The organism is Nocardioides pollutisoli (assembly GCF_040045055.1).
Taxonomy (GTDB): domain Bacteria; phylum Actinomycetota; class Actinomycetes; order Propionibacteriales; family Nocardioidaceae; genus Nocardioides; species Nocardioides tweenelious.
The window spans coordinates 1-20458 of record NZ_JBDZDU010000001.1 but is presented as its reverse complement, the minus strand read 5'-3'; the positions used below and the strand labels follow the sequence as shown (position 1 = coordinate 20458).

At 72.2% G+C, this 20458-nt stretch carries 15 protein-coding genes; 12 read left to right on the top strand and 3 right to left on the bottom strand.

Annotated elements, in window-relative coordinates; translation table 11 throughout:
- The first annotated feature begins 2 nt into the window (after positions 1-2).
- The 9 genes from ABLE68_RS00075 to ABLE68_RS00035 all read left to right on the top strand — a co-directional run bounded on the left by ABLE68_RS00075 (position 3) and on the right by ABLE68_RS00035 (position 12276).
- Complete coding sequence (locus tag ABLE68_RS00075; protein ID WP_348869020.1) at positions 3-1001, top strand: ABC transporter permease; 999 nt, start codon at positions 3-5, stop codon at positions 999-1001.
- A 15-nt stretch (positions 1002-1016) separates the two neighbouring features.
- Positions 1017-2918 carry a dipeptide/oligopeptide/nickel ABC transporter permease/ATP-binding protein gene (locus tag ABLE68_RS00070; RefSeq protein WP_348869019.1) on the top strand — a complete coding sequence of 634 codons (1902 nt, stop codon included), beginning with the start codon at positions 1017-1019 and terminating at the stop codon, positions 2916-2918.
- On the top strand, positions 2915-3652 hold the full coding sequence (locus ABLE68_RS00065) for an ABC transporter ATP-binding protein (RefSeq protein WP_348869018.1): 738 nt from the start codon (positions 2915-2917) through the stop codon (positions 3650-3652). Before ABLE68_RS00070 ends, ABLE68_RS00065 begins: the two co-directional genes overlap by 4 nt.
- Entirely contained in the window at positions 3649-6930 is a 3282-nt protein-coding gene (locus tag ABLE68_RS00060) for a serine hydrolase (protein WP_348869017.1), read from the top strand. The genes ABLE68_RS00065 and ABLE68_RS00060 overlap by 4 nt, the downstream gene beginning before the upstream one ends.
- Positions 6930-8075 carry a M20 family metallopeptidase gene (locus ABLE68_RS00055; RefSeq protein WP_348869016.1) on the top strand — a complete coding sequence of 382 codons (1146 nt, stop codon included), beginning with the start codon at positions 6930-6932 and terminating at the stop codon, positions 8073-8075. The genes ABLE68_RS00060 and ABLE68_RS00055 overlap by 1 nt, the downstream gene beginning before the upstream one ends.
- A gap of 23 nt (positions 8076-8098) precedes the next feature.
- Entirely contained in the window at positions 8099-8980 is an 882-nt protein-coding gene (locus ABLE68_RS00050; RefSeq protein WP_348873214.1) for a GNAT family N-acetyltransferase, read from the top strand.
- Positions 8977-10083 (top strand): o-succinylbenzoate synthase, encoded by a 1107-nt coding sequence (gene menC, locus ABLE68_RS00045; RefSeq protein ID WP_348869015.1) that lies wholly within the window; start codon positions 8977-8979, stop codon positions 10081-10083. The genes ABLE68_RS00050 and menC overlap by 4 nt, the downstream gene beginning before the upstream one ends.
- Positions 10084-10191: 108 nt before the next feature.
- Positions 10192-11832 (top strand): PucR family transcriptional regulator, encoded by a 1641-nt coding sequence (locus tag ABLE68_RS00040; RefSeq protein ID WP_348869014.1) that lies wholly within the window; start codon positions 10192-10194, stop codon positions 11830-11832.
- Positions 11833-11889: 57 nt separating this feature from the next.
- Positions 11890-12276, top strand: a complete 387-nt coding sequence (locus tag ABLE68_RS00035) for a YybH family protein (RefSeq protein WP_348869013.1) — start codon at positions 11890-11892, stop codon at positions 12274-12276.
- Between the two features lie 131 nt (positions 12277-12407).
- Here ABLE68_RS00035 and ABLE68_RS00030 read toward each other — a convergent pair whose 3' ends face one another.
- A complete protein-coding gene (locus ABLE68_RS00030; protein WP_348869012.1) occupies positions 12408-12617 on the bottom strand; it encodes a hypothetical protein in 210 nt (69 codons plus the stop codon).
- Positions 12618-12679: 62 nt separating this feature from the next.
- Between ABLE68_RS00030 and ABLE68_RS00025 the strand changes: the two genes are divergently transcribed.
- Entirely contained in the window at positions 12680-12892 is a 213-nt protein-coding gene (locus ABLE68_RS00025; RefSeq protein ID WP_348869011.1) for a DUF3099 domain-containing protein, read from the top strand.
- A 3-nt stretch (positions 12893-12895) separates the two neighbouring features.
- Here the strand turns inward: ABLE68_RS00025 and ABLE68_RS00020 are convergent, their stop codons facing one another.
- Together ABLE68_RS00020 and ABLE68_RS00015 are read right to left on the bottom strand one after the other, a co-directional pair.
- Positions 12896-16099, bottom strand: a complete 3204-nt coding sequence (locus ABLE68_RS00020) for a response regulator (protein ID WP_348869010.1) — start codon at positions 16097-16099, stop codon at positions 12896-12898.
- 34 nt (positions 16100-16133) lie between these two features.
- On the bottom strand, positions 16134-17507 hold the full coding sequence (locus ABLE68_RS00015) for a serine/threonine-protein kinase (protein ID WP_348869009.1): 1374 nt from the start codon (positions 17505-17507) through the stop codon (positions 16134-16136).
- A gap of 87 nt (positions 17508-17594) precedes the next feature.
- Between ABLE68_RS00015 and tyrS the strand changes: the two genes are divergently transcribed.
- Positions 17595-18866 (top strand): tyrosine--tRNA ligase, encoded by a 1272-nt coding sequence (gene tyrS / locus ABLE68_RS00010; RefSeq protein ID WP_348869008.1) that lies wholly within the window; start codon positions 17595-17597, stop codon positions 18864-18866.
- A gap of 1 nt (position 18867) precedes the next feature.
- Complete coding sequence (locus ABLE68_RS00005; RefSeq protein ID WP_348869007.1) at positions 18868-19926, top strand: alpha-hydroxy-acid oxidizing protein; 1059 nt, start codon at positions 18868-18870, stop codon at positions 19924-19926.
- Positions 19927-20458 lie beyond the last annotated feature (532 nt).

The following is a 20458-nucleotide window of genomic DNA, read 5'->3' as shown; positions in this document are numbered from 1 at the left end:
GGATGTCTCTGGCGAGCTCGGTCGCCCCGGCGATCCCACGGGTGGGAGTCCTCTCCCACCCGTGGGTCCGGTTCGGCGTACGGCGTCTCGGACGCCTGCTGGTGTCTCTGTGGGTCCTGGTCACCGCGTCGTTCCTGATGATCCACCTGATCCCGGGCGACCCGGTGCGGGCCGCCCTCGGTCCGACCGCGCCGCCCGCGCTGGTCGCGGCCAAGCGCGCGGAGATGGGGCTCGACGACCCGATCCTGGTGCAGTACTGGCACTACATCCAGAACCTCTTCACCGGTGACCTCGGCACCTCGCTGATCTCGCAGCTGCCGGTCTCGCAGATCGTGTCCCAGCGGTTGCCGGCCACCCTCGAGCTCGCAGTGCTGGGGTTCCTGGTCGCGGTCGCGGTGGCGGTGCCGCTGGGTGTCCTCATGGGCGTCCTGACCCGGCGCGGTCACGGCCGGCGCACGGAGCTCGCCTTCACCACCGGCAGCGTCGTCCTCGGCACCATCCCCGACTTCCTGATCGGCGTGGCGCTGGTCTACGTGTTCGGGGTCAGCCTCGGCTGGCTCCCGGTCGCCGGCAACGACACCCCGTCGGCGTACGTCCTGCCGGTCCTCGCCCTGGCGATCGGGCCGGCCGCGATCCTGTCCCGGATCATCCGCGTCGAGATGGTGACCGTGCTCGAGGCCGACTTCGTCCGCACCGCACGCGCCAAGCGGCTGCCGAAGCGCACCGTCTACCTCGGCCACGCGCTGCCCAACGCGCTGACCGCGTCGCTGACGATCGGTGGCCTCCTGCTCAGCGGGATGGTCGCCGGCACGGTGCTCATCGAGAACCTCTTCGCCTGGCCCGGGCTCGGCAGCACGATCGTGTCGTCGATCCTCAACAAGGACTACCAGGTCGTGCAGGCCATCGTGCTCGTGTACGGCGTGGGCGTGCTGCTCGTGAACACCGCGGTCGACGTGGCGCTCGCCGTCCTCGACCCCCGCTCGATGATCCGAGAGGACTAGGCGTTGAAGCGCTGGATGAGCATCCTCCGCACCCCGCTGGGGCTGGCCGCGACCGTGCTGACGTTCGGCGTCCTGGTCCTCGCCGTCGTGGCGCCGATCCTCTGGACGGACAAGGCGAACGCGATCGACACCAGCAACATCCTCGCTGGGCCGTCCGCCGACCACTGGGCCGGCACCGACAACCTCGGCCGCGACATCTTCTACCGCACCCTCGTGGCCACGCGGCTCTCGGTCGAGCTCGCCCTGGCCGCGACCGCGATCGCGGTGGTGGTCGGTCTGGTCCTCGGGACCGCGTCCTACCTCCTCGGCCGCCGGTCGGGGCGGCTGGTCAGCGCCGGCATCAACATCGCCGTCGCGTTCCCGGGCATCCTGCTCGCGCTCTTCTTCGCGGTCATCTTCGGTGTCGGCGCGACCGGCGCGGTGCTCGCGATCGGCCTCGCCGGAGCGCCGTCGTTCGGTCGCCTCACCCAGACCCTCGTCGCCAGCGTCGGCTCGCGCGACTACGTCTCGGCGGCCCGGGTCGCCGGCGTCGGCCGGTTCCGGATCCTCGGCCGGCACGTGCTGCCCAACGTCTCCGAGCCGCTGGTCGTCAACGCGACCATCGGCGCCGGCGGAGCGCTGCTGGCCTTCGCCGGCCTGTCCTTCCTCGGCCTCGGTGTGCAGCAGCCGAAGTACGACTGGGGCCGCCTGCTCTTCGACGGCGTCAGCTCGATCTACGTCAACCCGGCCGCGGCGCTCGCCCCTGGCATCGCGGTGCTGATCGCCGGCCTGGCCTTCAACCTCTTCGGCGAGTGCATCGCCAAGGGTCTCGGCGTCGGTGTGGTCGGCGGCGTCCCCGAGCTGCCGCCGATGGCCGCGACCCTCGACGACGAGCAGGAGCCGGTCGAGGAGACCCACCACGAGGGCACCGAGCTCGTGCTCGACGTGCGTGACCTCGAGGTCACCTTCCCCGGTCCGAACGGGCCGATCCGCCCCGTGCGGGGCGTGAGCTTCGCCGTACGCCGTGGCGAGGCCGTCGGCGTCGTCGGGGAGTCCGGCTCGGGCAAGTCCTTGACCGCGCTGGCGATCTCCCGCCTGGTCGGCGACCCCGGCCGGGTCGACGCCTCGCGCCTCGAGCTGCTCGGCACCGACCTGCGGACGGCCGACACCAAGGCGCAGCGGCAGTTCCTCGGCACCTCAATGGCGATGGTCTTCCAGGACCCGATGACGTCGTTCAACCCCACCCGCCGGATGGGCGGGCAGCTCGCCGAGGTCGCTCGCCACCACCAGGGGATGGACCGCAAGCAGGCCATGGCCCGCGCGATCGACCGGCTGAGCGCGGTCCGCATCACCGAGGCGGAGCGCCGGGCCCACCTCTACCCCCACGAGTTCTCGGGCGGCATGCGCCAGCGGGCGATGATCGGCATGGGCCTGATGGGCTCGCCCGCGCTGATCGTGGCCGACGAGCCGACCACGGCGCTCGACGTCACCGTCCAGCAGCAGGTGCTCGACCTGCTCGCCGCGATCCGCGAGGCCGACGACGTCGCCCTGGTGCTGATCAGCCACGACGTCACGGTGGTCGGGGAGGTCTGCGACCGGGTGCTCGTGATGTACGCCGGCAAGATCGTGGAGGACCTGCCCGCGGCCGACCTCGCGACCACGGCCCAGCACCCCTACACCCGTGCGCTGGTCGCGGCCGTGCCCGACATGGACACGGATCTCGCCGAGCCGCTCGCGGTGATCCCGGGCCGTCCGGTCGACCCCGCCGACGTACCTCTCGGGTGTGCGTACGCCGCCCGCTGCCCGCTCGCGACGACCCGCTGCACCACGGAGGAGCCGCCGCTGGAGAGCGACGCGGCCGGCCGACGGGTCGCGTGCTGGCACGCCGGCGAGCCGATCGACATCGAGATCCAGACCCTGCAGGAGGTCGAGGCATGAGCGAGCTCCGCTTCGAGGACGTCCGGGTCCGCTACGGCGCGACCCTGGCCGTCGACGGCGTCAGCCTGACCGTGCCCGCCGGTCAGGTCGTCGGGCTCGTGGGGGAGTCGGGCTCCGGCAAGTCGACCCTCGCCCGCGCCGCGGTCGGCCTGGCGCCGGTCTCCGAGGGCACGATCACGCTCGACGGCCGGCCTGTCCCGACCACGGGCCGCAACCGGCCGCTCCAGATGGTCTTCCAGGACCCCTACTCCTCGCTCGACCCGCGGATGAGCATCGGCGAGAGCATCGCCGAGGCGATCCCGCCCGGGTCCGGTCGAGCAGAGCGCAGGGCCGAGGTCCAGCGGCTGCTGGAGCTGGTCCACCTCGACCCGACCCGTGCGGGTGCCCGTCCCTCCGAGCTCTCCGGAGGTCAGCGCCAGCGCGTCGCACTGGCGCGAGCCCTGGCCGGCCGTCCCGCGGTCGTGATCGCCGACGAGATCACCTCCGCGCTCGACGTCTCGATCCAGGGTGCCGTCCTCAACCTGGTGCGCGAGCTCCAGCGCGAGCTCGGCCTCTCGATGCTCTTCATCTCCCACAACCTCGCGGTGGTGCGGTACGTCGCCTCCCACGTCGCCGTCATGCACCAGGGCCGCATCGTCGAGGAGGGCCCGACCGCGCAGGTCCTGGCCGCCCCCGAGCACGACTACACGCGCGAGCTGCTGGCCGCCGTACCCGGAAACAGGAGTGCTCGATGACCCGACGCCTCACGATCGACGACCTCACCACGCTGGCCGTCCCGTCGCAGCCCGCCGTCTCGCCGGACGGCGCCCGCGTCGTCTACGTGCTGCGCACCCTCGACCGCGAGGGCGACCGCAACGTCGACCAGCTCTGGACCGTCCCGACCGCGGGCGGCACGCCGCGCCGGCTGACCGCCGGCCCCAGCGACACCGCCCCGGCGTGGTCACCCGACGGCAGCAGGGTCGCGTTCGTCCGTGACAGCCAGGTGCACGTCCTGGTCGCCGACGGCGGAGAGCCCGAGAAGGTCACGGACCTGCCACTCGGTGCCGGCGCGCCGGTGTGGAGCCCGGACAGTGCGCGGATCGCCTTCACCGCCGCGGTCGACCCGGCCGGAGACGCTGGCGGCACCGGTCCGCTCGTCACGAAGGGCATCGACTACCAGGCCGACGGCGCCGGCATGTTCGGCGCGGTCCGCAACCAGCTGCACGTCGTCGACCTGGAGTCCGGCGGCTGCCGCCAGCTCACCGACGGCGACCACGTCGGCCAGCCCGCCTGGTCGCCGGACGGCCACACCGTGGCGTTCACCCGCAAGCTCGGCGCCGACAGCGACCTGACGTTCCGCACCGCCGTGCACCTGCTCGACGTCGACGACGCCAAGGCCACGCCGCGGGTCGTCGGGTTCGAGGACGGCGTCGCCGGCACCGTCTCCTTCTCCGTCGACGGCGCGAGCCTGCTGGTCGTCGGCCACCCGGAGCTCGCGCTCGGGCACGCCCACCTCGTCCGGGTGCCGCTCGACGGCGGCGCACCGGTCGACCTCAGCGGCCACCTCGACCGCAACGTCATGCCGGGCGGTCCGGCCTACCCCGGCGCGCGGCCGGTCGAGCTCGCCGACGGCCGGCTGCTCTTCGCCGTCCGCGACCAGGGCTGCTCCCACCTGTGGACCGCGGACGGTCCCGTGCTCGCCGGTGCGGGCCGGGTCGTCTCCGGCCTCTCCGTCGTGGGCGACCACGCCGTCGTCGCGCTCGCCACCGCGACGTCGTACGGCGAGATCGTGGCGGTCGACCTCGCCTCCGGTGCCGAGACGGTGCTGACCGACCACGGCTCGGGGTTCGCCGACGTCGAGCTCTTCGTCCGCGAGGAGCGGACCTTCACGATCTCCGACGGCACCGAGGTGCAGGCCTGGCTGGTCCGCGACCCCGCGGCCGAGGGTCCGCGACCGCTGCTGCTCGACATCCACGGCGGTCCGCACAACGCCTGGAACGGCGCGGCCGACGAGATGCACCTCTACCACCAGGAGCTCGCGGCCCGGGGATGGACGGTCCTGCTCGTCAACCCGCGCGGCAGCGACGGCTACGGCGCGGCGTTCTACAACGCGGTCAGCGGCGCATGGGGTGTCGCTGACGCCCAGGACTTCCTGGAGCCGATCGACGCGCTCGTGGCCGAGGGTCTCGTCGACCCGGAACGCCTCGCGCTCACCGGCTACAGCTACGGCGGGTTCATGACCTGCTGGCTGACCGCCCACACCAACCGGTTCAAGGCCGCGGTCGCCGGCGGCGTCGTCAGCGACCTCACCAGCGAGTACGGCTCCAGCGACGACGGCCCGCTCATGGGCCGCTACGAGCTGGCCGGCACGCCCTGGACCACGCCCGAGCAGTACGCCGCGATGTCGCCGATCACCTACGTCGACCAGGTCACGGCCCCGACGCTCGTGCTCCACGGGAAGGACGACCTGACCTGCCCGGTCGGCCAGGCCCAGCAGTGGCACACGTCGCTGCGCGACCGCGGGGTCACCACCGAGCTCGTGCTCTACCCGGGTGCGTCACACGTCTTCATCCTGCTCGGCAAGCCGTCGGAGCGGATGGACTACAACCGCCGCGTGGTGGCCTGGCTCGACCAGTACGTCGACCGCGACGGCCGCCCGCGCCTCGACCGCGCCCACTGGCAGCGCCGGCTCGAGGTGCTCGCCCGGAAGCACCACGTGCCCGGTGCGCAGCTGGGCATCCTCGACGGCGACGACATCGCCGACGCGGCGTACGGCGTCCTCAACAAGCGCACCGGCCAGCCCGCGACCACCGACTCGGTCTTCCAGATCGGCTCGATCAGCAAGGTCTGGACGGCGACCGTCGTCATGCAGCTCATCGACGAGGGCAGGATCGCCCTCGACACCCCGGTCGTCGAGGTGCTCCCCGAGCTCCAGCTCTCCGATCCCGACGTCACCAAGCAGGTGACGATCTGGCACCTGCTCACCCACACCAGCGGGATCGACGGCGACGTCTTCACCGACACCGGCCGAGGCGACGACGCGCTCGAGAAGTACACCGCACTGCTGGCCGACGTCGCCCAGAACCACCCGCTCGGCGCCACGTGGTCCTACTGCAACTCCGGCTGGTCGCTGCTCGGCCGCGTGATCGAGGTGCTCACGGACCTGACCTGGGACCAGGCGATGACCGAGCGGCTCTTCAAGCCTCTCGGCCTGACCCACACCGTGACCCTGGCCGAGGAGGCGATCCTCTTCGCCGCGGCGGTCGGCCACGTCGACGCGGACGGTGAGCAGGTCCCCACACCCGTCTGGGACCTGCCGCGCTCGGTCGGCCCGGCCGGGCTGATCAAGGCGACGGTCCGCGACGTCCTGGCCTTCGCCCGGATGCACCTCTCCGACGGCCTCGCCACCGACGGCACGCGAGTGCTCTCGGCCGAGTCGACGGCGCTGATGACCACCCACCAGGCGGACCTGCCCGACAAGTTCATCCTCGGCGACTCGTGGGGCCTCGGCTGGATCCGGTTCGACTGGAACGGCACCCGACTGATCGGCCACGACGGCAACACCCTCGGCCAGGCCGGGTTCCTCCGGATCCTCCCGGGGACCGCCGACCACGGCGGAGTGGCGGTCGCGCTGCTCGCCAACGGCGGCAACACCCGCGACCTCTACGAGGACCTCTACCGCGAGATCTACGCCGAGGTCGCCGGCGTGGAGATGTCGACGCCGTTCGCGCCGCCGGCCGAGCCGGTCGAGGTCGACGTGACGCCGTACGTCGGCACCTACGAGCGGGCGTCGGTCCGGATGGAGGTCTTCGTCGGCGACGACGGCCCGCGGCTGCGGACCACGGTCATGGGCCCGATCGCGGAGATGGTGCCCGACCCCGTCGACGAGTACGACCTCGTCCCGGTCGGCCCCGCGCTCTTCGCCCTCAAGCCGCCCGGCGCGGACACCTGGGCGCCGGTGACCTTCTACGAGCTGCCGACCGGCGAGCGCTACGTCCACTTCGGCGTGCGCGCGACCCCGCGGGTGGACTGATGGACGACCTCGCTCTCCTCCTCGAGGACCTGCGCGAGCTCGTCGAGTGCGAGTCGCCGTCCTCGGACCTGGCCGCCGTGGCCCGGTCCGCGGACCTCGTCGCCCGGATCGGGACCGACCGGCTCGGCGCCGAGCCGGAGCGCATCGTCCTCGACGGGCGCACCCACCTGCGCTGGCGCCTCGGCACCGGTCCGACCCGGGTGCTGCTCGTCGGCCACCACGACACGGTCTGGCCGATCGGCTCGCTCACCACGCACCCGTGGTCGAACGTCGACGGCGTCGTCCGCGGCCCCGGCTGCTTCGACATGCTCACCGGCGTCGTGATGGCCTTCCACGCCGTCGCATCCCTCGACGACCCCACGGGCGTCACGCTCCTGATCACCGGCGACGAGGAGCTCGGCTCGCCCAGCTCGCGCGGGCTGATCGAGGACGAGGCCCGCGGGGCCGAGGCCGCGCTCGTGCTGGAGGCGTCCGCCGACAGCGGCGCGCTGAAGACCGAGCGCAAGGGCGTCTCGCTGTACGACGTGCGCGTGACCGGCCGCGCGGCGCACGCCGGCCTCGAGCCCGAGCTCGGCGTCAACGCCACCCTCGAGCTGGCCCACCAGGCGCTCGCCGTGAGCGCCCTCGGCGACCCGGCCCTCGGCACGACCGTCACGCCGACCGCTGCCCGGGCCGGCACCACGACCAACACCGTCCCGGCCGAGGGCAGCTTCGCCGTCGACGTCCGGGTGCGCACGGTCGCGGAGCAGGACCGGGTGGACGCGGCGATGCAGGCGCTCCGCCCCGTGCTGCCCGGGGCCGTGGTCGAGGTCCTCGGCGGACCCAACCGTCCGCCCCTCGACGCCGCGTCCTCGACGGCGCTCTTCGAGCGCACCCGCGAGGTCGCGGACCGGCTCGGCCTCCCGCCCCTGACCGCGGTCGCGGTCGGCGGCGCCTCCGACGGCAACTTCACCGCCGGCGTCGGCACCCCCACGCTGGACGGGCTCGGCGCCGTCGGGGGTGGCGCGCACGCCGACGACGAGCACGTGCTGGTGGCCGAGATCCCCCGCCGTACCGCCCTCCTGGCCGCCCTGGTCGCCGATCTCCTCGCCGACCCGTTGCCCGCGACCAACCACCTCGAGACGACTGGTGCGCACCGACCATGACGAGCAGCGAGAACCTCAGCAGCATGGGGACCGTGACCAACCTGACCACCTCCCGCGCACCCGACCTCGACGGTGCCGTCCAGGCTGCCGACGCCGCGGCCCAGGCCGCGGGCGTGACGGTGCGCGAGGTCACCGAGATCGCCGAGCTCCTGGAGGTGGTGGCCCTCTACGCCACGATCTGGGGCCGCGGCGACAACCCGCCGATGACCCTCGAGCTGCTGCGGGCCTTCACCAAGGCCGGCAACTACGTGGGCGGCGCCTTCCACGAGGACACGCTCGTGGGCGCGTGCGTGGGCTTCTTCCACGCGCCGGCCGAGGACGCGCTGCACAGCCACATCGCCGGTGTGGCGGCCGGAGCGACCAGCCGCAACGTGGGCTTCGCGCTCAAGCTGCACCAGCGCGCCTGGGCGATGCTGCGCGGGGTCTCGGAGATCGTCTGGACCTTCGACCCGTTGGTGAGCCGCAACGCCTACTTCAACCTGGTCAAGCTCGGCGCCCGGCCGGTCGAGTACCTCCCCGACTTCTACGGCGCGATGCGCGACGCCATCAACGGCGGGGACGAGTCCGACCGGCTGCTCGTGAGCTGGCAGCTCCGCGACCCGCGCGTCGTCGCGGCCTGCGCCGGCGCGACCTCGCCGGCGTTCGTGGCCGACGAGCTGGCTGCCGGTGCCGTGGTCGCGCTGGGCGTCACCGAGTCCGGCGAGCCGGAGCCCGGCCGGCTGGACGGGACGACCTCGCTGGTCGCCGTACCCCCCGACATCGAGTCGCTGCGGGTCGCCGACCCGGCGGCGGCGCAGCGCTGGCGCACCGCCGTGCGCGAGGCGCTCACCGCCCTGGTCGCCGAGGGCGCGAGCATCACCGGCTTCGACCGGTCCGGTTGGTACGTCGTGAGGAGAGGGCTGTGAAGCTCGAGGGTGTGGAGCTGCGTCGGATCTCGATGCCGCTGGTGTCGCCGTTCCGGACGTCCTTCGGGACCCAGACCTCGCGCGAGCTGCTGCTCCTGCGCGTCGTCACCGACGAGGGCGAGGGCTGGGGCGAGTGCGTCGCGATGGTCGACCCGCTCTACTCCGAGGAGTACCTCGAGGGCGCCGCCGACGTGCTGCGTCGCTTCCTCGTCCCGGCCCTGGCCGCCGGCGGGCCGCTCGAGGCGCACCGGGTGGCGACCGTGCTGGAGCCGTTCAAGGCGCACCGGATGGCCAAGGCCGCGCTGGAGATGGGCGTCCTCGACGCCGAGCTGCGCGTCGAGGGCCGGTCGTTCGCCCGCGAGCTCGGGGCGGTCCACGACCGTGTCCCGTGCGGTGTCTCGGTCGGCATCATGGACAGCGTCCCGCAGCTGCTCGACGCGGTCGGCGGCTACCTCGACGAGGGCTACGTCCGGATCAAGCTGAAGATCGAGCCCGGCTGGGACATCGAGCCCGTGCGTGCCGTCCGGGAGACGTACGGCGACGACGTGCTCCTGCAGGTCGACGCCAACACGGCGTACTCCATCGGCGACGCGCGCCACCTCGCCCGCCTCGACCCCTTCGACCTGCTGCTCATCGAGCAGCCCCTCGACGAGGACGACGTGCTCGGCCACGCCGACCTGGCCCGCCAGATCGCGACGCCGGTCTGCCTCGACGAGTCGATCACGTCGGCCCGCTCGGCCGCGGCGGCCATCCGGCTCGGTGCGGCCGCGATCGTCAACATCAAGCCCGGCCGCGTCGGCGGCTACCTCGAGGCGCGCCGGATCCACGACGTCTGCGTCGCCGCGGGGATCCCGGTCTGGTGCGGCGGCATGCTCGAGACCGGCCTCGGCCGGGCCGCGAACGTCGCCCTCGCCGCGCTGCCCGGCTTCACGCTGCCGGGCGACACGTCGGGGTCGGGGCGCTACTACCGCACCGACATCACCGAGCCGTTCGTGCTCGCCGACGGCCACCTCTCCGTGCCCACCGGCCCGGGACTGGGCGTCGTACCTCTCGAGGACGAGCTGGCGGCGGTCACCGTGTCGACGGAGTGGGTCCCCGCCTGAGTGCTGTCGGCTCCGACCAACAGGACGAGTGATCTGGTCGGCGCGGACGAAGTAGGCTGACGGGAAGACCCCTACCGTCAGATGGTGCTGCCTCCCATGAACTCGGGCATGAACAGTCGTCCCCGCGCCAGCCTCGGTCGCGTCCTCGACGACCTCGGAGCGACGCTGCTCGACCTCGTCCACGGCGATCCCGGGTCGACGCACGACATCGGGGGAGTCGTGATCCACGACCCCACCGACGCCCCGGTCCTGCCCCGGCACGCTCTGGTCCTCGGCGTCGGTGTCGACGCCCCCGATGACGTCGTCGCCCTGCTCGACCAGCTCGGTCGCGAGCAGGCGGTCGGGCTCGTGCTCCGCGCACCGGTCCCGTTGACGCCGGAGGTCCGCGACGCGGTCGACGCCTCAGGGGTGGCCCTTCTCGGCCTGAGCAGGGGAGCGCCCTGGGCCCACCTGGCCGCGATGCTGCGCTCGCTCCTGGCCGAGGGCGACGTCGGTGTCGCCGAGTCCGAGTCGCTGGGCGGCCTGCCGTCCGGTGACCTGTTCGCCGTCGCCAACGCGATCGCCGCCCTGCTCGACGCACCGATCACGATCGAGGACCGCAGCTCGCGGGTGCTCGCGTTCTCCGGTCGCCAGGACGAGGCCGACCCGTCGCGGGTCGAGACGATCCTGGGCCGCCAGGTGCCGGAGCGCTACTCGCGGATCCTCAACGAGCGCGGCGTCTTCCGCGAGCTCCACCGCAGTGACAGGCCGGTCTTCATCGAGCCCGCCCACGACGGGGAGGGGGCGTTCTCGATGCCGCGCGTCGCGGTCGCGGTCCGCGCGGGCGACGAGGTCCTCGGCTCGATCTGGGCCGCGGTGCCCGAGCGGCTGAGCGAGGAGCGCACCGACGCGTTCTGCGACGCCGCCAAGCTGGTCGCGCTCCACCTGCTCCGGGTCCGCGCCGGCGCCGACGTCCAGCGCCGGCTCCGCGCCGATCTGCTCAGCTCGGCGCTGGAGGGTGGTGCCGGCGCCCGCGAGGCGCTCGACCGGCTCGGCCTCTCCGGCGAACCCCTGATGGTCCTGGGGGTGGCGCTCTCGGACGGCGACGACGTCTCGATCGTGCCCGACGGCGCTGCGCTCGCCCACGAGCGGCAACGCCTCGCCGACGCGTTCGCGCTGCACCTCGGCGCCGCACACCCGCGCTCCGCTGCCGCGCTGGTGGGTGGCGTCGCCTACGGCCTGGTCCCGGTCGCCGGCAGCGCCGACGACGGTGAGGAGCGCGCCGTACGCCTGGCCAACGAGTTCCTCGACCGGGTCGGCGGCCGGCTGCGCCCGGTGATCGGCATCGGCCCCATCGCCACCGACCTCGCCGGCCTCGCCCACGCCCGGGCGTGCGCCGACCGCGCGCTCCGGGTGCTGCGCGGTGCTCGCGGCGAACGACGCGTCGCCCGCTTGGCCGACATCCAGGTCGAGTCGCTGATGCTCGAGCTGCGCGACCTGGCGGCCTCGCGGGGTGATCGGCCGACCGGCTCGCTCGCCCGGCTGATGGACTACGACCAGCGCCACAACGCCAACCTGGTGCAGACGCTCCAGGCCTGGCTCGACGCGTTCGGTGACGTGATCGCCGCGTCCGAGGCGCTCTACGTCCACCCCAACACCTTCCGCTACCGGCTGCGCCGGCTGGCCGAGGTCGGCGAGATCAACCTGAGCGACCCCGAGGCCCGGTTCGTCGCGATGCTGCAGCTGCGGGTGCTCGCGCCCCAGTCCTGACCGTGCCATGCTCGCCGTACCTCTCGGACCACAGCTCGGGCCGGCACAGGAGCACTCATGACCACGACCCTCGAGCACGCGAGCGCCGAGTTCTACGCAGCACTGAACGCGATGTTCGCGGGCGACGCGGAGCCGATGCTCGCGCACTGGTCGCACGCGGACGACGTCACCTACATGAGCCCCTTCGGCGAGCTCCTGGTCGGTTGGCCCGCGGTCAAGGCGTCCTGGGACCACCAGGCAGCAGCCCGCCTCGGCGGTCGCGTCGACGGGGAGGAGCGGCGGTACGTCGAGACGTCCGACCTCGGCTTCGTGGTCGGCTTCGAGCGCGGGTCCGTCGAGATCGACGGTGTGCCGCGACCCGTCGACATCCGGGCGACCAGCATGCACCGCCGCGAGGGCGGCCGCTGGGCGATGATCGGCCACCACACCGACCCGCTCGGCTGAGCGTCAGTGGTACTGCCACGGAGATGGCCCACCTGGGTCATCGTCGCGCGGCAGCTGCCCGGCCTAGCGTCGCGGTCGGGCTGGTCCTGCGGGCCCGGGGGCGCAGGACCAGGCCGGGGTCGGGGGAGTCGTCAGTTGGACGGCTGCGGGACCTTCACGTCGCAGTCGACCTTCGGGTTCGCGCCGACGTAGTTGAGGGGACCGGCGACGATCGTGAGCGCCGTGTCGCCTCCGGTCTTGCAGGTGAGGTCCTGGTCGTCGCCGAAGTAGCCGCGCTGCCACGCGGCAGCGACGCCGATGGCCAGCCAGAGCAGGACGATGACGAGGATCAGGGTCTTCATGGTGGACGTCGTACCCGTTGGGTGTCACCGCGAACCCTCGGCGCCGCGTTACGGTCGAGACGATGGATCGCCAACGCCGGCACCGGACCTACTTCGTGCTCATGGGCACGTGCGTGGTGCTGATCCTGCTCGCCTGGAACGTCGTCCGGCTGTGGTCGACCACCGCGGCGGTGGTGATGAGCGTCGTCGCCGCGCTGATCCCGCCGGTGGCCGCGTTCGTCGGCAACCAGGGAGCACTCGACCGGTCGGCGCCGCCGACCGGTGACGACCGCTGACCGTCAGGACGTGGTGTACGCCGCCTGGTAGGCGAGCAGCGCCGCGCGGCCGTCCTCGAGGGCGGTGTCGAGCAGCTCCAGGAGGTGCTCCACACCGTCGACCGAGCCGGTGTCCGCGACCAGCTCGATCTGCTGGGCGGTGCGCCCGGCCGCGACGACACCCAGGTTGAGGGCTCCGCCGGCCAGCTTGTGGGAGACCGCCTTCAGGGTCGCTGCATCACCGTCGGCCACGGCCTCGCGGATCGCGGCGAGCGTGCCAGGGGTGTTGGCGACGAAGTTGCCGATCGCCCGGTCGAGGTAGGCGGTGTTGCCGGGATCGAGGTCGCGGAGCTCGTCGAGCCGCGAGAGCTCGAGGCCCTGGACGGGCGACGGGTCGGTGTCGGACACGGTCGGCAGGCTACGGGGTCGGGCCGGCTCCTCGCTCCCCGCTATCCACTGGTCGAGTACGGCGGCGAGCGCGCTCGGGTCGACCGGCTTGGTCAGGAAGTCGTCCATGCCGGCCGCGAGGCAGCGTTCGCGCTCACCCTCGACCGCGGCGGCGGTCATCGCGATCACCGGCAGCCGGACGTCGGTCTCCGCCGCCCGGATCGCCCGCGTGGCGGCGTACCCGTCCATCCGCGGCATCTGGATGTCCATCAGCACGGCATCGAAGTCCTCCTCGGCGAGCGCGACCAGGGCGGCCTCCCCGTCCTCCGCGGTCAGCGACGAGTAGCCGAGCGCCTCGAGCAGTCCGACCGCCACCAGCTGGTTGACCGGGTTGTCCTCGACGACCAGCACCCGAGGGATGGTCGAACGGCCGCCGGAGGCCGGCACCTCCGGCCTCGGCCGCGGCCCGGTCCCGGCCAGGTGGGTCAGCAACGCCGAGCGGATCTCCGAGGCCAGCGTCGGCTTGGAGAGGCAGGCCGCGAGGTCGACCTCGGCCAGCTGCTCGGGGGTCAGGGAGGTCGTCGAGGTCAGCATGATCAGGCGCAGGTCGTCGTACGCCGGGTTCGCCCGCACGGCCCGCGCCAGGTCCATGCCGTCGCGGTCGGGCATCGTCAGGTCGAGGAGCACGCCCTCGAACGGGTCGCCGTCGGCGATCGCCTGCGCCAGCGCGACCTCCGCGGCATCGGCGTCCACAGCGCTCACGCACCGGACCTTCCACCGGGCGACCTGCTCCTCGAGGATCAGCCGGTTGTGCGCGTTGTCGTCGACGACCAGGACCCGCCTCCCGGCGAGCCAGCTGCGGGCGTACTCGTCGTCGGGATCGACCCCCGGGCCGGTCGGCTCGCCGAACTCCGCCGTGAACCAGAAGACGCTGCCGCCCGCGGGGTTGGGGCGCAGACCGATCTCACCGCCGAGCGCGTCGACGATCTCGCGCGAGATCGCCAGGCCGAGCCCGGTGCCGCCGTACCTGCGCGTGGTCGACGCGTCGGCCTGGGTGAACGCCTCGAAGAGGCTGTCGACGTCGCCCTCGGGGACGCCGACCCCGGTGTCGGTGACGCTGACCTCCAGCAGCGTGCCGCCGCCGTCGCGCGGGGTCGCGGTCGCGCGGACGTAGACCTCGCCGGACTCGGTGAACTTCACGGCGTTCGAGCCCAGGTTGGTGAGCACCTGGGCGAGCCGGGTCGGGTCGCCGGCCAGCACCTCCGGCACGTCGGGGTGGCAGGAGACGATGAGCTCCAGGCCCTTCGCCCGCGCCGCCTCGGCCAGCACGCTCGCGACCTGGTCGAAGACCGCGCGGACCTCGAAGTCGAGCCTCTCGAGCTCGAGCATCCCGGCCTCGATCTTCGAGAAGTCCAGGACGTCGTTGATGATCGCGAGCAGCGCGCGGCTGGCGACCTGCACCCCGGAGGCGAGACGCAGCTGGTCGGCATCCAGGCCGGTGCGCAGCAGCAGGTCGTTGAGCCCGATCACGCCGTTGAGGGGCGTGCGGATCTCGTGGCTCATGGTCGCGAGGAACTCCGACTTCTGCCGCGATGCCTCCATGGCGCCGTCACGCGCGTCGGCGAGCTCGCGCTCGGCGCGCTCGCGCTCCGCGACCCGGCCGAGCTGCACCGCCACCTGCTCGACCATCGACTCGATCATCTCGAAGCGGTAGAGCGGGGGAGCGGACGTGATCGTCACGACCGCGCAGACCTCGTCGGCGTACGACACCGGGAAGGCGATCGTCAGCCGGCTGTCGTCCCACACCGAGGCCCGCTCGTGGAAGGCGCGGTTGGCCAGCGCCAGCTCCATCGCCGACTCCTGGGGCGTCTGCAGGTCGGCGTCCTGGTCGGCGTCCGCGACGTACAGGGGGACGACGCCGGTGCCGTCCTCCGCCGGGATGAAGGCGCGCCCGCGCTCCCAGTCGTCGTGGAGGAGGACGAGGTGCTGGGCCTGGCCGAGCACCTCGGCGAGCGTGCGCGCCTCGTTGGCGGCGCTCGCCACGGCCTGCATCAGGGTGTTCTGCGCGACCTGGTCCTCGAGCGCGATCTCGGCCATCTTGGTGCCGGTGATGTCCTGGTGGGTGCCCGACATCCAGACGACCCGACCGCTGTCGTCGGCGACCGAGACACCCCGTCCGCGCGTCCAGACCCAGTCGTCCTCGCCCTGGATGCGGCACACGAACAGGAACTCACGGGGCCGGAGCAGCGCCTGGCCGACAGCCTCGTGGACCGAGAGACGGTCGTCCGGGTGCACGACCTCGAGGAAGCTCTCGTACGACGCGGGGAAGTCCTCCGGATCGAAGCCGTAGAGCGCGCACAGCTCCTCGGACGCATGGATCTCGTCGGCGGGGACGTCCCACTCCCAGCTGCCGAGCCGGGCGATCCGGTGCGCCTCGGCCAGCCGCTCCCGGCTCTCGGTGAGGGCGTCCAGCGCCTGACGTCGGCCGCTGTAGTCACTGATCCGGTGGGTGAAGCCGACGATGGTGCCGGCCTCGTCGCGCAGCTCGACCTCGCTGACGAGGACCCAGAGCGACGTACCGTCGCTGCGCCAGAAGAGGACGTCGACGTCCTCGGGGTTGCCGCCCTCCCGCTTGAGGAGCTCGAGGTGGGCGGCGAACTCGACCTTGCCCTGCTCGTCGAGGGAGTCGTAGACGGTGGTGCGCGCCATCTGCTCCTCGTCGGCACCGTAGAGCGCGCGCATCGCGGGGTTGGCGAAGATCGTGCGGCCCTCGAGGTCGCACACCCAGATCGCGTCCGGTGACCTCTCGACGATGTCCCGGTACAGCGCCGCCAGCTCCATCAGCCCTCCCGGAGGACAACGATAGGGGCCAGCCTCAGCTCTCACCCGCGATCAGGTAGTTCCCGTCGGTGCCCTCGAGCTGCAGCGTCACGTCGTCGCTCGTCTTCTGGCCGTCCTGGTGGAGGTACTCGACGTGATAGCTGATCTGCTTGGTCGCCGGGTCGGCCTGCGACGTCGTCATGTCGGCGGTCTGGAACTGCCTCCAGAACTTCTGGTACTGCCCGAAGTTGCCGCTCTGCGCCTGGAAGTCCGGGGTCAGCATCGTCCACGCGGTCTGGGGGTCGCTGGTCACCGTCGCGAGGTAGTCCTCGATGAAGTTCTCCATCCCGTCCGCGGTCACGTCGCCCGTGCTCGCCGGCGGCGACGACGAGCCCGAGGAGGGCTTCCCGGAGGACGACCCCTTGTCGCCGGCGGACGGGCTCGGGTCGTCGCCGCTCGTGACCAGGAGCCAGGCGATCACCGCGACGGCGACGAGGGCCGCAGCCCCCGCGAGGAACGGCAACGGACCCCTCCGCCGTGGCGTCACCGGCGGCACGGGAGGTACGCCGGAGGTGAGCTGCTGCGTGTGCGCCACGGCCGGCTCCGGCGCCGGAAGCCGGGGGACCACGACCTGCACTGGCGCCGACGGTCCGGCCATCAGGACGTCGCGGATAGCGGTCGCCGGCCAGCGGTCGCCGGGCTCGCGCGTCATCGTCCCCTCGAGGACGGGACCGAGCCACCCGGCGTTCGCGAGCCGCGGCGGCTCCTCGTGCACGATCCGGTAGAGCGCACCCAGCACGTTGTCGCCCACGTCGTACGGCGGACTCCCGGCCAGCGCGTGGTAGAGCGTCGCCCCGAGCGACCACACGTCGCTCGCCTCGGTGGCGGTCTGGCCGGACGCGACCTCGGGGGCGAGGTACGCCGGAGAGCCGGTCACCAGGCCGGTCTGGGTCAGCGACGCGTCAGCCTGCGCCCGGGCGATCCCGAAGTCGGACAGCTTCACCTGCCCGGTGGGCGTCACCAGGATGTTCGACGGCTTCACGTCGCGGTGGACGATCCCGGCCGCGTGCGCAGCGGCCAGGGCGTCGGCCGCCTGCTCGATGATCGGTCCGGCCTGGTCGGGACGGAGCGGGCCCTCGCGCTTGACGAGCGCCGCCAGGGTCTCGCCGGCGACGTACTCCATCACCAGCCACTGGTCGTCGCCGTCCTGCACCAGGTCGTAGACCGCGACCACGTGCGGGTGGTTGAGCCGGGCCGCCAGCCGCGCCTCGCGCTCGGCGCGGTCGAGGTCCGGGCTGCCGCTGCCGGGGGCGAAGCCCAGCCTCTTGAGGGCGACCTCGCGGCCGAGCACCTCGTCGCGGCCGAGCCACACGACACCTGACCCACCGCGACCGACCTCCCGGTCGACGGTGTACCTGCCTGCGATCACTCGACATCCCTTCCCACAATCCGATGAGCCTAGACGCCGGTGCCCATGGCAGGCTTGGTCCGCACATCCGGACTGGAAAGGTTCACCGTGGCCATCGACCCGACCCTCCTCGACGACCTCGAGTGGCGCGGACTCATCGCGAACTCGACGGACCTCGACGCGCTCCGCACGGCGCTGTCCGAGGGGAGCGTCCGGTTCTACGTCGGCTTCGACCCCACGGCTCCGAGCCTCCACATGGGCCACCTGGTCCAGGTGCTGACCGCCAAGCGGCTCCAGGACGCCGGCCACACGCCGTACGCCCTGGTCGGCGGCGCGACCGGCATGATCGGTGACCCGAAGGAGTCGGGCGAGCGCACGCTCAACACGCTCGACACGGTCAAGGACTGGGTCGAGCGCGTCCGCCGCCAGATCGAGCCGTTCCTGTCCTTCGACGGCGACAACGCGGCCACGATGGTCAACAACTACGACTGGACCGCGAGCCTGTCGACCATCGACTTCCTCCGCGACATCGGCAAGCACTTCCCGGTCAACCGGATGCTCGCCCGCGACGTCGTGCGGACCCGGCTCGAGGCCGGCATCAGCTACACCGAGTTCAGCTACGTGCTGCTGCAGTCGCTCGACTTCCTGAACCTCTACCGCGACCACGGCGTCACGCTGCAGTTCGGCGGCTCCGACCAGTGGGGCAACCTCACCGCGGGCGTCGAGCTGATCCGGCGTGCCGACGGCGGGCACGCCCACGCGATCGCCACGCCGCTGATGACGAAGGCCGACGGCACGAAGTACGGCAAGACCGAGGGCGGTGCCCTGTGGCTCGACCCGGAGATGATGTCGCCGTACGCCTTCTACCAGTTCTGGCTCAACGTCGAGGACGAGAAGGTGGGCGAGCTGCTGCGCGTCTTCACCTTCCTGTCGCGACCGGAGATCGAGGAGCTCGAGGCGCAGCACGCCGAGAAGCCCTTCCTCCGTGCCGGGCAGCGCGCCCTCGCCGAGGCCGTCACGACGCTGGTCCACGGCGCCGAGGAGACCGAGCGGATCCGGGAGGCCTCGGCCGCCCTGTTCGGCGGCGGTGACCTGACCGGGCTCAGCACCTCGACCCTGGGTGCCGCGCTCCGCGAGGCCGGGAGCACCAGCGTGGACGGCGACGAGGGCGTGCCCAGCGTGGTCGACCTCCTCGTCGCCACCGGGCTCGCGAAGAGCAAGGGCGAGGCGCGGCGGACCATCTCCGAGGGCGGCGCCTACCTCAACAACGTGCGCGTCGAGGATCCCGACCTGGTGCCCGGTGCAGCGGACCTGATCGGCGACACCTGGTTGGTGCTGCGGCGCGGCAAGAAGAACTTCGCCGGCGTCGAGGTCCGCTGACTTGAGCGACGAGGCGCGCTGGCTCGAGTCCCTCGAGGAGCGTGCCCGCGCGTCCCTGCCCGCCCCGGTCCTCGACTACCTCCTCCAAGGGGCGCGCAGCTCGGTGACCACCGCCGAGGCCGTCGAGGCCTGGCGCTCCTTCCGCCTCCGGCCGCGGGTGCTCCACGACGTGACCCACGTCGACGTCGGCGTCGAGGCACTCGGCCATCCCCTCGACGTGCCGTGGGGGGTCGCGCCGACCACGCTCCAGCGTGCGGTGCACCCCGAGGGTGAGGTCGCCATGGCGACGGCGACCGCCGCTGCCGGCGCGGTGATGGTGGTGTCCAGCAACGCCGGCACACCCTTCGCCGAGATCGGCGCGACGGGCGTGCACTGGTGGCTGCAGGCCTACCTGCCTGCCGACCGGATCCTCGCCGAGCCGCTGCTCGAGCGTGCCGTCGCGGCTGGTGCGCGCGCAGTCGTGCTCACCGTCGACACGCCGGTCGTCGGCACCAAGTACCCCGCCCCCGGCACCGACGTCGTGTGGGACACCGTCGACCCGGGACTGCTGCGGGTGAACTTCGACCCCGGCTACGACGACCAGCCCGGGTCCGAGAAGGCACTCGACCTGGGGCCTCACGACATCGGCTGGCTGGCCGACCGGACCGGCCTCCCGGTCGTGGTCAAGGGCGTGCTCCGCGGCGAGGACGCCGTCCGCAGTGTCCAGGCCGGCGCCACCGCCGTGTGGGTCTCCAACCACGGCGGTCGCCAGCTCGACCGGGCAGAGGCCACGGCCGACTGCCTGCCCGAGGTCGTCGCCGCGGTGGGTGACGACGCCGAGGTGTACGTCGACGGGGGAGTGCGCTCCGGGCTCGACGTCGTCGCTGCCCTGTCCCTCGGTGCCGACCTGGTGTTCCTGGGTCGCCCACCCGTGCTGGCGCTCGTGGACGGTGCCGGCGGAGTGGCCCGGATGCACCGCGAGCTGCTCGTGCAGACCGTCGAGGCGCTCCGGTTGGCCGGCGCCAGGACGGTGTCCGACACGCACGGCCTCGCCGCGCGTCGGCGGCCAAACCCCCTCTGACCTGCGCAAACGTGCCTGTGGTCCGGCTCACGTTTACTCGATTTGAACTCGGTGCCGTGTTCGCCTAATGTTCTCCGAGTCGCCAGGGAGCGGCGGGAGGCAAGACCAGTCAGGTCGGGCCTCCGGCCCCGGGCAGACCACTCCATCACAGCATCGATTCGGATGCCTCGGTGTGTGCGCAAGCCACGGCGAAGAATTCGAAGCGGTTGTGCGTGCGCGGAGTGAGGCGGAAAGAAAGCGGATTTGCACCGCAGGAATTCAGCCGCTAAGTTTAACCCAGTCGCCGCAGAGCGGCCGAGAAATCGGTTCAATCGTGGTGTGCGTCTGATTCTTGAGAACTCAACAGTGTGTCATAGTCGACGAATTAGTTTGTTTGTTTTACCCGTCGATCTGGCTTGGGTCCCTTTGGGGGTTCGGGTTGGTTGACGATTTCTTTGACAATGATTCTGACAATTTGTCAGTGTCTCCTGTCAGGGGCAACTTTTTGTTTTCAACGGAGAGTTTGATCCTGGCTCAGGACGAACGCTGGCGG